9 protein-coding genes are annotated in these 13,204 nt (G+C 37.1%); 7 read left to right on the top strand and 2 right to left on the bottom strand.

Annotated features, from left to right (window positions below; translation table 11 throughout):
* Nucleotides 1–148: 148 nt before the first annotated feature.
* The 5 genes from DB41_RS01870 to DB41_RS01850 all read left to right on the top strand — a co-directional run bounded on the left by DB41_RS01870 (nt 149) and on the right by DB41_RS01850 (nt 3,670).
* Nucleotides 149–580, top strand: a complete 432-nt coding sequence (locus DB41_RS01870; protein ID WP_039383712.1) for an F-box protein — start codon at nt 149–151, stop codon at nt 578–580.
* 222 nt (nt 581–802) lie between these two features.
* Nucleotides 803–1,255, top strand: coding sequence for an F-box protein (locus DB41_RS01865; protein ID WP_039383711.1), 453 nt, complete (start codon nt 803–805; stop codon nt 1,253–1,255).
* Nucleotides 1,256–1,460: 205 nt separating this feature from the next.
* On the top strand, nt 1,461–1,913 hold the full coding sequence (locus DB41_RS01860) for an F-box protein (RefSeq protein ID WP_039383709.1): 453 nt from the start codon (nt 1,461–1,463) through the stop codon (nt 1,911–1,913).
* A 429-nt stretch (nt 1,914–2,342) separates the two neighbouring features.
* Nucleotides 2,343–2,939 (top strand): type IV toxin-antitoxin system AbiEi family antitoxin domain-containing protein, encoded by a 597-nt coding sequence (locus tag DB41_RS01855; protein WP_039383707.1) that lies wholly within the window; start codon nt 2,343–2,345, stop codon nt 2,937–2,939.
* The gene (locus DB41_RS01850; RefSeq protein WP_039383705.1) at nt 2,936–3,670 is read left to right on the top strand and encodes a nucleotidyl transferase AbiEii/AbiGii toxin family protein; all 735 of its coding nucleotides are present in this window, start codon (nt 2,936–2,938) and stop codon (nt 3,668–3,670) included. Before DB41_RS01855 ends, DB41_RS01850 begins: the two co-directional genes overlap by 4 nt.
* Before the next feature lie 596 nt (nt 3,671–4,266).
* Here DB41_RS01850 and DB41_RS01845 read toward each other — a convergent pair.
* Nucleotides 4,267–5,265: a toxin-antitoxin system YwqK family antitoxin gene (locus tag DB41_RS01845; protein WP_052243793.1), complete on the bottom strand. Its 999-nt coding sequence runs from the start codon at nt 5,263–5,265 to the stop codon at nt 4,267–4,269.
* A 24-nt stretch (nt 5,266–5,289) separates the two neighbouring features.
* Entirely contained in the window at nt 5,290–7,674 is a 2,385-nt protein-coding gene (pheT, locus tag DB41_RS01840; protein WP_039383704.1) for a phenylalanine--tRNA ligase subunit beta, read from the bottom strand.
* A 1,466-nt stretch (nt 7,675–9,140) separates the two neighbouring features.
* Here pheT and DB41_RS01835 point away from each other — a divergent pair.
* Both DB41_RS01835 and DB41_RS01830 read left to right on the top strand, forming a co-directional pair.
* Nucleotides 9,141–9,824, top strand: coding sequence for an F-box-like domain-containing protein (locus DB41_RS01835; protein ID WP_039383702.1), 684 nt, complete (start codon nt 9,141–9,143; stop codon nt 9,822–9,824).
* Nucleotides 9,825–9,837: 13 nt separating this feature from the next.
* A partial coding sequence (locus DB41_RS01830; protein ID WP_039383701.1) for a tetratricopeptide repeat protein occupies nt 9,838–13,204 on the top strand: 3,367 nt, incomplete at its 3' end.

The following is a 13,204-nucleotide window of genomic DNA, read 5'->3' as shown; positions in this document are numbered from 1 at the left end:
TATCAAGTTTCATTTTTTTTCTCCTTTTAAAGAAAATAATATATCTTTTGAATACTCTATTCAACTCATCTGTGCGTAAGGTGTGTAACTTAAAAAGACTATTTAAATTGAGAAAGTTTTTAACCCTATTAATTAAGGATTCATTATAATGGGATGCTTTTTTTTTAATTTTAATCCTTTTAATTGTATAAATCTGCACCCTTGGCGTCTTATTACTGAGGCCCCTCCCTCAATAAAAACGATCCCAGAAGAAGTGATTGTGCATATTTTTTCTTTTCTCTCCCCCAAAGAGCTTGTGAATGCTCAGCAAGTATGTAAATGCTGGAAAAAAATAGGAGATGAAGAGACCCTGTGGAAAAGACATCATCAACAGCATTTCAAAGGCAAACCTTTATATATTAGCTTTTATCCAAGAGTACTTCGGTCTTTTAGGAATAGTTATCTTGTTTATAGTCGGAGCGAATCAATAAGACGGGAAGTTAAGCTAGAGATTGCCGCTTTGCGCGCCTCTCCCTCATATAATCCAATTTTTTCCGAGAGGCTGTTATGGATGAATCAAAGTCAAAGCTTTAATCATTAAAAGAGCTTAAGGTTTTAAGGGGAGGCCGGCAAAAAGAATAAGGCTGATAAGATAATCTATATGAATATCAAGAATATCAAGTTTCATTTTTTTCTCCTCTTTTCAAAGAAAAAATATATCCTTAGAATAATTTATTCAACTCATCTAGGTGTAAGGTGAGTAACTTAAAAAGACTATTTGCTTTGAGAATTTTTTAACTCTATTAATTAAGGAGCCATTATAATGGGATGCTTTTTTTTTAACTTTAATCCTTTTAATTGTATAGATCTGCGCCCTTGGCGTCTTATTACTGAGGCCCCTCCCTCAATAAAAACGATCCCAGAAGAAGTGATTGTGCATATTTTTTCTTTTCTCTCCCCCAAAGAGCTTGTGAATGCTCAGCAAGTATGTAAACACTGGAAAAGAATAGGAAATGAAGAGACATTGTGGAAAAGACATCATCAACAGCATTTCAAAGACAAACCCTTACATATTAGCTTTTGTCTAAAAAAACCTCGATCTTTTAGGAATAGTTATCTTTTTTATAACCACAGGAAATCAATAAGACGGGAAGTTAAGTTAGAGACTGCCTCTGTGCGCGCCCATCCCGATTATAATGGAAGAAGTTTTTCCGAGCTGCTGTTATTAATGAATCAAAGTCAAAGCTTTAATCATCAAAAGAGCTTAAGGTTGTAAGGGGAGGCCGGCAAAGAGAATAATGCTGATAAGATAATCTGTATGAATATCAAGAAGATCAAGTTTCATTTTTTTCTCCTCTTCTCAAAGGAAAAATATATCTTTAGAATAATTTATTCAACTCATCTGTGCGTAAGGTGTGTAACTTAAAAAGACTATTTGCGTTGAGAATGTTTTTAACTCTATTAATCAAGGATTCATTATAATGGGATGCTTTTTTTTTAACTTCAATCCTTTTAATTGTATAGATCTGCGCCCTTGGCGTCTTATTACTGAGTCCCCTCCCTCAATAAAAACGATACCAGAAGAATTGATTGTGCATATTTTTTCTTTTCTCTCCCCCAAAGAGCTTGGGAAGGCTCAGCAAGTATGTAAACACTGGAAAAGAATAGGAAATGAAGAGACATTGTGGAAAAGACATCATCAACAGCAGTTCAAAGACAAACCCTTACATATTAGCTTTTATCCAAAAGTACTCCGCTCTTTTAGAAATAGTTATCTTGTTTACAGCCGGTTCGAATTAATAGACCGGAAAGTTAAGCTAGAGATTGCCTCTGTGTGCGCCCATCCCGATTATAATGGAAGAAGTTTTTCCGAGCTGCTGTTATTGATGAATCAAAGTCAAAGCTTTAATCATCAAAAGAGCTTAAAGTTGTAAGGGGAGGCGGGCAAAGAGAATAATGCTGATAAGATACTCTGTATAAATATCAAGAATATCAAGTTTCATTTTTTTCTCCTCTTTTCAAAGAAAAATATATCCTTAGAATAATTTATTCAACTCATCTGTGCGTAAGGTGAGTCTCTAAGTTAAGTGAATTTATTTAATGACCAGAAGAAATTCTCACCTAGCTTTCGTAATTATCGATGTGAAGGAGGAGAGAAAAGTTATTTTTAACAAGAAAAGCAAACAAGAGAAAGTGGATAAAATATTTGCTAGGTAAAAAGCACAAAAATATTTGTTAATTATTAGCACTTTTCTTGCTAATCCTTTGATCTTTACTGCATCTTTTCTCTTAGATTATTTAACAGAAAAACCCAATTGATGTTATTGGGTTTTTCTGTTAAATTTCCTATAAAGAGATTAACTATGAAAAAGTTGACTACCCTTCACAGCCTACATTCACTTCTTACTCGCCCCTTCTTCACCGTAGCTCAAATCAAACAGCTAGGAATATCCCCTGCTCGTCTTGCTTACTATATAAGAAAAAAACAGATTAAACGCCTAGGCCGTGGGATTTATCAAAGCAGCGACTATCAAGGCTCACCAGAAATTTTTCAATGGGAAGATCTTATCGAGGCAGTAAATTCTGTACCAGGGGGAGTAATTTGCCTAGTCTCTGCTTTAGCTATCTATGAGCTGACGGAGGAAATCCCGCGAAAACACTGGATTGCCATCTCCCATAGCACATCGATTACCCGGGAAGGATCTATAAAAATTGTAAGATTTAGGAATATGGAACTTGGAAAAACAGAAGTAGAGCTAGGAGGTATTCGACTTCCTATATTTGATCGCGAACGCACCATTATAGATGCTTTTAGACTTTTAAGCCGAGAAACTGCTATTAAAGCACTCAAGATGGCACTCCTTAAAAAAGGAAATAAAATAGATTTAAAAAGACTTCAGACCTATGCAAAAAAGCTTAGATTTAATATTGATCCTTATTTAATTACAGCTACCACATGAACGAGCAAGCATTAAAGAACCGCCTCAAGATTATCTCCATAGAAAAAGGCATACATTTTAATGAATGCTGGAAGAAGCTTCTTCTTGAGCGCTTTTTAGTGCGGCTATCACATTCAACACATGCCCGAAATTTCATTTTTAAAGGAGGATCTCTTCTTGCCTATTTCTTGCATATAGGCAGGGAAACCACCGATCTTGATTTTTTACTTACGAACATGAAGGCCGGCCAAGAAGAAACGAAACAAGCCATTGCGCAAATTGCTGCCATAGAGTTAAAAGATGGATTTTCTTTCAAGTATGCTGGTATAGATATTTTAGAGCAGCCGCATATGGATTATTCGGGCTATCGCGTGCATTTAAAGGCGACATTTGGTCGTATGAAAGATAAAATTCATATCGATGTCGGCGTAGGAGATATAGTAAAGCCCTTTAGCCAAGATATTTATCTTTCTCAGTATAAAGGTCATCCTTTATTTGAAGAAGAAGTATCCTTAATGGTTTATCCTCCGGAAACAATTTTTGCTGAAAAGCTCGAGACAGTGATTTCCAAAGGAACGGCTAATAGCCGCATGAAGGATTATCATGACCTGCTCTTGCTAATACGCGACGCAAAACTCATCAATTTCAAAATTCTAAAAGACGCCCTAACTGACACGTTTAAAAATCGAAAGAAAAGGCTTGAGCTTCTAAGTTTTGATGAACCAGGTCTCAAATCTCTTCAAAAGTTTTAGGCCCCACATTTAAAAAACCTTGGGAACATCGCGCGAGAGCTCAACCTTCCAAAAGAAATGCACAGCACCCTAAAGGAAATAAATGATTATATAGCACAGCTAGGCTTAACTTAAAGCTTAAGCATAGGCTGCTTTTTTTTTAGAAAGTTTAAAGTTTTAAAATGTTTGCCTTTCTTTTCAAGATCCATCCAACATTTAACTTCTTTGTAATACGTTGAGCCTATTTCCTACAGATTAACTTATGGGCATTTACTTAATAGCCAGAAGAACATTTTCTCATCTATTGCAATTTCTCTAACTAGACAAAGAGCCATGAAGCTATGTGTAAAAAAGATTATTGTAAACTGAGAAGAATTTAAGCGAAGCTTTGAGGTTAGAAAGTACTAAGGCTAAGATAAAAAAGTAATAATTAATGAGCAAGTGATCGATGCTAGCTAGGCAATTTGGGAAGTAACTGTAGAAAAAATTAGGCGACAACTAGTCGAGCAAATGTAAGGTAGATATCAAATCTTTAAGGTTTTATTGAGAGGGGCAAGGACTCTGTCCTTGATGCTAAAAAGAAGGATTGAGTCCTTGCCCTCATCACCTAAAAAAAATTAATGAACATTTCTCCATATAGCTTTTTTGGAGCCTTGTCCATTTAGAATTTCATAATGACTTTTGGTCACCTGCTTATCTTGCCAATACCAATCTGTCTTAGTAGTATTGCCAATATAGCTTGTGCAGGGACCATGTTTTTGTCCTTTAACCCAGTTAGTTTCTTGAACCACAGTTTTACCATCGCGATAACGACGCTCCACGCCATGCTTACGCCCCTCCGCATAAGGGACCTCGGCAATTTTTTCACCGTTAGCATATTCTATTGTGATGCCAGACTGTACTCCATTGTTCCACTCTTCCTTTGTGCAAGGTTCGCCAGCTGGCATATAGGTTCTAAGCTGACCATGTATCCTACCATTCACATAAGGAATAACTTCTTTAGGAGTGCCGTTTTGATGATATGTCGTACGTAAAGTTTGCTGCCCTTTCTCGATGGTATCTACCGAAACAAGAAGGCCATAATTATCACGACGTATACGTTTACCATGATAGTTCACCACTTGAGATTCAAGTTGGTTGTCGGGCCCATAGTAAGAACCTTGGAAAAGAAGATTACCTTGAAACTCTTCTTTAGATTTAGGATCTCCCGATTCGTACCAGGTAAGAACCGTGCGGTTTTGCGGTGTGTGATAAAATATTTCTTCTTGAGGAGCACCAGAAAGATAAAAAATGGAGGTTTTTTGCAAAACGCCATTGGCATAGGTTTCTACTTTTTCGATAGCAGAGCTATGAGGATAAGAATAGGTTGTATCTCCATCCAGAACACCAGAATTATAAGTTTTGGTAACGACTACCCCATTGGCTAAAGAAGAGAGAATTTGCCCATGATGGCCACTATCACTCCAATCTTTAGGGCTCACTGGTACCCCATAGCGATGCACATAAGTTTCATTAACTACGTCAGGTGAAAAAGAAGATTTTTCTACTTGATGGCATCCCGATAAAGCTATAGCAACCCATGAAAGGCCTAAGAGAGAAACATATTTACTACACATAAATTCACCTCTAAACATTAAGTTTTATAATTTTATAATTGTTTCTTGCAAGACACATGCATGCTCATTGTCAACTTCTTCCTGAGATAAAGTCTTTTGGTCATCTCGATAAAGAAAGCGAAAAGTCATATTTTTTAAGCCGGTTCCTAATTTTTCACTACGATAAATATCTAGCAATTTTACACTTTTAAGAAGCTTTGACGATAGAGGAACAAGATCTAAAATGTGTTGAAAGGAAATTTCCTCCTTTACGGTCACTGTCCAATCTCTTTGCGAGCCTGGATAGATAGGAATATCCTTCATTACATAGTTTTCTTGGCGCACACTAAATAGATCATATACATTTAACTCAGCAAAGTAAATCCTTTGCTGGACATCTAGACGTCTGCAGATGGAAGGATGAATTTCTCCCATTGAGCCGATTTCTAAAGAATCAACAAAAATAGCTACCTGGCGGCCTGAATGAAAAGTTTTCAAATCATTTGGCTTAAAAGAAACATTAAACACACGTAATTCCTTAAGCATGTTTTCGATCATTCCTTTCAAATCATAGAAATCAAATTCTCGTTCCTTAGTCGTCCAAGTTTGAGAAGAGGCTTTTCCAGCTAAAACGATGCCTATGACAGATTGATCTTTATATTGTTCTCCTTCTTTATAATGAATGCGACCGATTTCAAATCCGGCTATATCATGATTTTGATGGGCAGCATTATATTTGACCAGTTGCAACAGGCCTGGTAGCAATGAAGTCCTTAAGGTCGACTGTTCCACAGAGATAGGATTTAAAACTTTAATTGTTTCTAAAGCATTTGTTTGTAGGTTAAGAGTATCTAAAATTGAAGCACCAATCAGATCGCAAGTAATAAACTCTTGCAATCCTTCCCCTATCAAACGCTCTTTAATGGCTCTTTCAAAAAGAAATAAAGGAGCATGAGGAATAGTGGCATTCTTATACATAGGCTGAGAGCGGCTAATATTATCATACCCGTAAATACGGGCAACTTCTTCGATAAGATCCACTTCGCTTAGCACATCGACGCGATAAGTGGGCACTGTCACACAAAAGTTGTCCTGTCCGTCCCAAGTATAAATAAAGCTTAGGCGTTTAAATATAGTTTCCACCTCACTTACAGCTAGATGAGTGCCTAAAAGGCCATTTATTTTGCTTAAACGGCAACCAACTAGCTTTTCAGCAAACACCTGCTCTTTAATATCGAGAGGCCCTTGAGCAACTTTTCCTAAAGTTAGCTGTTGAATTAGCATGGCTGCACGATTTAAAGCCCATAATACAGCATGAGGGTCGGCACCTTTTTCAAAACGTTTGGAGGAATCTGTTTGGAGGCCAAGACGTTTGCTTGTTTTACGAATGGATTTTCTTTCAAAATAAGCTGCCTCTAGCAAGATGTGCTGGGTAGAAAGAGTGACTTCAGAGTTGCTACCCCCCATGATACCGGCAAGCGCAATCCCTTTTTCTTTATCAGCAATCAGTAAATCTTCCGCGCTTAACAGGCGGTTCTTTTCATCAAGAGTAGTGAAAATTTCTCCCTCTTTAGCGGTGCGCACAACAATAGTATGTTCGCTGATCTTGTCATAGTCAAAAGCATGTAAAGGCTGTCCACATTCCAAAAATACATAATTGGTAATATCAACGATGTTGTTAATGGAACGAATGCCGCTAGCTTTCAAACGTTTTTTCAACCAATCGGGAGACGGGCTCACTTTAACATCCCTTATCACGCGACAAGCATAGCGCAAGCATTTTTCCTTATCTTGCACAGCAACTTTTATTAACTCTGCTGTATGTAAAGATGGATCTTCAGAAAAGGAGATTACAGGTAAAACAAGAGGCAATTCTAAGACGGCTGCTAATTCCCTTGCTACACCTATCACACTACTGCAATGTCCTAGATTAGGGGTAAGGCCAATTTCAAATAAGGTATCCGACATTAATATCGCTAGATCAGTACCTACTGGTAGGTGGTCTTCTAGCTCGATAATTCCCTCGTGTTCCTGATCACCTAAACCCAGCTCATCGGCACCACATAGCATGCCAGAAGATTCGATACCTCTTAACTTTGACTTTTTAATCTTAAATCTTTTACCACTATCATCCGTTAAGCTAGCACCTACACGAGCTAGAGCTGTTTTAATGCCGGGGCGGCAATTTGAAGCTCCACATACCACCTGATAGGTTTCTTGGCCATCCGTTACTTGAGCTACACACAGCCTATCTGCTTCAGGATGCTTTTCGACGGTAAGGACCTCAGCAACAACTACCCCCTCAAAGCCCTCACCTAGCGTTTCTATTTTTTCCACTTCAAGGCCTGCAGAGGTCAAAGCCTTAGCAATTTCTAGAGGTGGCAGATCGATTGAGATATATTCGCGTAACCAATTCAATGAAATTTTCATAGTATCTAAATTCTTTATAAATAAATGGAGGAAGAATAAGAAATAGAATACAGAATTTTGAATAGAAAACAAGAGATAAGATAACAATTAAGTTAAAGGAAATCAAAGGTCTATTCATGAGCTAAAAATTTAAGGTATGTATTCCGTTCTCCCTATCAACCCAAGAAAAAAAAGTTTAAAGAATCTCTAGATCTAAAAACATAGCCTTTTCTTACACCTAAAGGGCTAGTTTGCTGATAAGGCTTCTTTATCTTCAATTTCATTTTTCTAACAGCTTCTATAGCTAAGCTTTAAGCACATCATCATCAGATGAAGAAGCAAAAATTAGACTTTTGAAGTTTGCTTAGGCAAGCCTAAAGCTAAAGCCTCAAATAGTAATTCTTAAAGGATAAGATCCTCTATTGAGAAAATCATTTGCTTAAAGGCAGCTTTTATAGATAAAGCATTACTTAAAAGCCTGCTCATTACTCTTCAAAGCAATTAGATAAACCTTCCTTAAACTTAAGGAGTTCCTGGCAAGAACACTACCTAGCAAGCAGGCTCTAAGTAGGGCATAAAACCCTTTACAAAAAGGAAGGATAAGCAAGCAAAGAGGACAAAAATCAAGGCTATTTAATAGGGATAAAGCTTGCTTCGTTTTTTAATATTAACAAAGAAAGGATGAGGCCTAAATTGCACTTTTTGCCTAGCAAGTAAAAAAAGGCATTCAAGCTAAGATTATACCAATAAAGGGTCGCTTTGGTTTTTCTAACAGCTTCTATAGCTAAGCTTTAAATACATCATCATCAGATGTGGAAGCAAAAATAGACTTTTGAGGTTTGCTTAGTCAAGCATAAAGCTAAAGCCTCAAATAGTAACTCTTAAAGGATAAGTTTAAGATAATATATTGAGAAAATCATTTGCTTGAAAGCAGCTTAAGCTTTATCGATAAAGCATCGCTTAAAAAGCTGCTCATTACCATTAAAACAAGCCTTAGACTTAATCCGTAGGCCGCTGTAAAGATATCACCTAGCAAGTAAGCTTTATAAGACTTGAAGCAGCTTTAAAAAAAACATAGGCAAGCAAAAACAATAGCGATCAAGCGGGCTTACAATGATAAAGCTTCCTTCTTTTTATAAAACTAGTTATAGAAAGATAAAGATTCGGTTGTACTTTTGCCTAGCATGCAAAAGAAAGAGGCTTAAGTAAGGTTTATCCTTTACAATTGGCAAAAAATAATTATAACTGTAACGAATAGCACTATCCTCCCTTACGATGGCTTATGCAAGCTTTTATTATGCAGCAAAGCAAGGTACTAAAGCCAAAATTTTTCAAACGGTTTGTTGAAAAAATTTTATACATGTTAAAAAAGGAAATATTTTCCATTTAAACTTTAAGTAACTTAGCTTATAAAGCAATAAAAAATTTATAGATACTAGTGTCAAATGTCTAAATTTAACCAGAATCAAATAGAAAGGCCTTAGTGTATGTTATCAGAAAATTCGCGTGTTCATCCTCTTATCTTCCCTGCATTTAAAAATATAGAGGAAGAATCTATTAGCCTTAGGAGAAATACTTATGTTTATGCAGAAATTAGCCTAAAAATATTTGCAGAGTTAAACCTGCCAGATTTAAACCAAGCAAAGCTTGTATGTAGGGCTTGGAAACAGCTCATTCAAAGCAGCAACCTATTGAAGAAGTTTGATTCGGTAAGCCCTAGGATTACTGCTCTGAAAGAAAATTCGCTTGAAGTGGATCAAGCAGATCTACTTGACCCCTCTGCAAACCAATGGACACCAAAGCAAATAGCTATATTCTTGTGGCAAAATCCTACCACTATTATTAGCGATTCACTAGTAGCAAAAGTAAATGCTGCGGCTGCTTACCTAAAAGAAGAAGGGTTTGAATTAAAAGGTGTGGAGAGTGATGGTGACTGCTTTTTTAGCGCTTTTTTAGAAAGCTATGCCTTCCTTTCTAGAATAATTCCTTTGCTAGAAGAGCAGGCAGATAAAATTTCATACCTAAGGCAAGTGCTTTCAGGCATTGTTAAACACACAGACAGCCAAAGAGCTGAAGAAATAAGAGAGAAAGGGGCTTGGATAAGCGGCTTAAATGAAGGAGATTTACTAGCTTCAGCTTTATCTATTCCTAATCAGACTAATAACGGTTAATGAAGAGCAGCAGATGTGCGGAATTCATGACAGGTTAATTTTCTCAGAAGCAGGCTTAACTGAAGAGCATAGATCCCAGGAATGGAAAACGATTTCTCCAGAACAGCAGCCTGCAGAATATATTTTTATTATTGATTTAGGCGGCCACTTTGTTTATGCAGAGCCCTTTAAGCAAACTAAATCTCTTCCTTCAAACTCAGCAACCTCCCCTGATTCCCTTTTTTCTGATCCTCTATTTAAAGATAAGTTAAAGAAAACCTTAGAAAGCTTGGGGGATGATGAGCTTTTATCAAAAGAAAAGGTAAAAGAAGCAGAGAAAGCTTATACGTTAGCTTTACATATCGCTGTGCAAGAGAAAGACACTACTCAAGAAAGCATATACATAGAAAGACTCGGTGACGTCTATTTAAGAAAGGGAACCTCTAAAACTCTCCTTCAAGCAGCAGGACTTTATCAGTATGTTTTACGTCTATCTTCAGAAGACAGGCAGGAAATAATTAAAGAAAAGATTTTCAATATTCAAGACCTACTTACTACACTGTGCGAAGGAAAGCTTTTAAGCCATGAAGTAATGAGAAAGCAATTTGAAGACAATAGCAAAGCATTAAAAAAATTTAGAGAAAAAATAGAGGAGAAAATTCAAGTTTTGCCAGAAACTCCTTCTTCTGAAAAAGTCAGAACGCTCTACGCTGAAATCGCCCAACAGATAAAAATTTTCTTTAAGTTTCTTGCAATGCAAGCTATTGAAACCTTAGGCCCTGCGCCATGTGAATATGCCATGATTGGCTTTGGCTCGCTAGCCAGAGAAGAGATGACTCCTTACTCAGATTTAGAATTTGGGATTCTTATACAAGATGACACTAGCAGTAATAAAAAATACTTCAAGCATCTCACCACTCTTTTACATCTAAAAATCATTAATTTAGGAGAAACTATTCTTCCTGCTTTGAATATTCCTTGCTTAAAAGCAATAGACTTTTTCGATGGCATTACGCCACGGGGCTTAGCCTTTGATGGAGCAGGAGTAGAAGGAAAAGGCTGTAAAACTCCTTTTGGCAATGGTAAGACATTTGAGCTTATTCAAACTCCTGAAAAGATGGCCCAATATGTGGGTAAAGATGAAAAAGGCCAATGGTGGCATGAAAAAGAACCTCATCTTCCCATGGAATTGCTAAACCATACTCATCTACTAGGCAATGGGGAGTTAACTAAATGTTATGATGAGAAAATTCGAGAGGTGCTTGATATGACCTATCAAGAAAGCCTTGATCTGCGTCACTATTTAGCTAAAGAGCACCTTGTGTTAGCTGATATGGAAACTTTTAATCCGGGAATGGGTGATTTAAACAAGCATGGTATGCTTTTTCGAATTAAGAATGATTTTTATCGGTTTCCTCATTTAGCTATTGACCGGCTAGCTCTTCTTAAAGAAGTAGTAGCCTCGGATACATTTGGTAGAGTTGATCAGCTAAATAAGAAAGGAATTCTAACAAACAAAGCAGCTGAAAAGCTACAGGAATGGATGAGTATAGCATTATTTATGCGCCTTAAGACCTACTCTCATTATCAAGCGCAACAAGAGATGATGAACCCTCTAATTAAACCCTTTGGATTTAATTATCCAAACCTCATTAAAAAGCAGTTTGCTTTAAATCATGATGCCTTAGAAAAGATAAAAAAAATTTACGGTATCTTCATTTCTTTCTATCAGGCTATGGAAAAGTTTTTAGCAGGTAATGAAGACCCACTTAAATTTTCTGATTTGGAGGATAACTCACCAAAAACGCAAGGAGATATACTTCTAAGGCTTTTTCAATATAAAAAAGCAGAAAAATGCTATCTTTTAGCAAATGAAATAAATCCGCAAGATTCAGAGGTTTTAAGTACACTTGGAATCATTTATCGCCAGCAGGGCAATTTAGATAAGGCGGCTGAGTATTGCGATAAAGCCCTTGCCCTTAATCTTAATCTTTATGATGAGAATGATCCAAGAATGGCAAGCTGCTATGCTAACGTAGGACAAACCTATAAGGAACAAGGCAATTTAGATAAGGCAGCTGAGTATTACAATAAAGCTCTTGCCCTTGATCTTAATCTTTATGGTGAGAATAATCCACAGGTGGCAAGCTGTCATGCTAATATAGCACAAATCTATAAGGAACAAGGCAATTTAGATAAGGCAGCTGAGTATTGCAATAAAGCCCTTGCCGTTCACCTTAGCTTTTTTGGAAAAAATCATCTCAGTGTGGCAATTTATTATAGCAACCTAGGAGGAATCTACGAAGAACAAGGCAAATTAGACGAGGCGGTTGAATATAGCAACAAAGCGCTTGCCCTTGATATTAAGCTTTATAGTAAATATCATCCTATGGTGGCAATCGATTACAACAACTTAGCGCACTTCTACCAAGCACAGGGTAACTTAGGAAAGGCGGCTGAGTATTGCAATAAAGCCCTTATCATCACGCTTAAACTTTATGGTAAATATCACCCTACTGTAGCAGCCTGTTATGGTAACTTAGGACAAATCTACCAAGACCAAGGCAATTTAGATAAAGCAGCAGATTATACCAACAAAGCACTCGCTATTAACCTTAAGCTTTTCGGTGAAAATCATCCTAATGTGGCAATTTATTATAGCAACCTTGGACAAATCTACCAAGAACAAGGGAATTTAGATAAGGCAGTTGAGCATGGCCAAATAGCCCTCAAGATTGCCGTTAAGCTTTTTGCTGAAAACCATCCTACGGTAGCAAGGAATTATAATAACCTAGGTTTAACTTACTGCATGCAAGGTAACATAGAAAAGGCAATTGAATATTGTAATAGAGCTTTATTAATAGACATTAGGCTGTTTGGCAAAAATCATCATTATGTAGCAAGAGAATGCATTAACCTGGGGGCATTCTACCGACAACAAGGAAATCTTGACGTAGCACTTAAATATGTTCACATGGCGCTCAAAATCAACCTTAGGCTGTTTGGTGAAAATAATCTTATGGTGTCATGTTGTTACGCCAACTTAGGGCAAATCTACCAAGAACAAGGCAATTTAGACAAGGCGGCTGAGTGTAACAACAAAGCGCTTGCCATTAACCTTAAGCTTTTTGGTGAAAATCATCCCAAGGTGGCAATTGATTACGGCACTAGGGGATCAATCTACCAAGAGCAAGGCAATTTAGACAAGGCGGCTGAGTGTAACAACAAAGCGCTTGCCATTAACCGTAAGCTTTTTGGTGAAAAACATCCCAGCGTGGCAGGAGATTACGACAGTCTAGGAGCAATCTACCAAGACCAAGGCAATTTAGCTAAGGCGGCCGAGTATAGGAATAAAGCCCTTACCATTAACCTTAAGCTTTATGGTGAAAATCATCCCGATG

Source organism: Neochlamydia sp. TUME1 (assembly GCF_000813645.1).
In the GTDB taxonomy this organism is placed as follows: domain Bacteria; phylum Chlamydiota; class Chlamydiia; order Chlamydiales; family Parachlamydiaceae; genus Neochlamydia.
Note: the sequence above shows the minus strand (reverse complement) of the source record. Positions and strands in the feature narration are given on the sequence as shown.

Excerpts from the sequence above, each read along its gene's own strand:
- DB41_RS01870 (WP_039383712.1), top strand. The coding sequence starts at position 149 with ATGGGATGCTTTTTTTTTAATTTTAATCCTTTTAATTGTATAAATCTG.
- DB41_RS01865 (WP_039383711.1), top strand. The coding sequence starts at position 803 with ATGGGATGCTTTTTTTTTAACTTTAATCCTTTTAATTGTATAGATCTG.
- DB41_RS01860 (WP_039383709.1), top strand. The coding sequence starts at position 1,461 with ATGGGATGCTTTTTTTTTAACTTCAATCCTTTTAATTGTATAGATCTG.
- DB41_RS01855 (WP_039383707.1), top strand. The coding sequence starts at position 2,343 with ATGAAAAAGTTGACTACCCTTCACAGCCTACATTCACTTCTTACTCGC.
- DB41_RS01850 (WP_039383705.1), top strand. The coding sequence starts at position 2,936 with ATGAACGAGCAAGCATTAAAGAACCGCCTCAAGATTATCTCCATAGAA.
- DB41_RS01845 (WP_052243793.1), bottom strand. The coding sequence starts at position 5,265 with ATGTGTAGTAAATATGTTTCTCTCTTAGGCCTTTCATGGGTTGCTATA.
- pheT (WP_039383704.1), bottom strand. The coding sequence starts at position 7,674 with ATGAAAATTTCATTGAATTGGTTACGCGAATATATCTCAATCGATCTG.
- DB41_RS01835 (WP_039383702.1), top strand. The coding sequence starts at position 9,141 with ATGTTATCAGAAAATTCGCGTGTTCATCCTCTTATCTTCCCTGCATTT.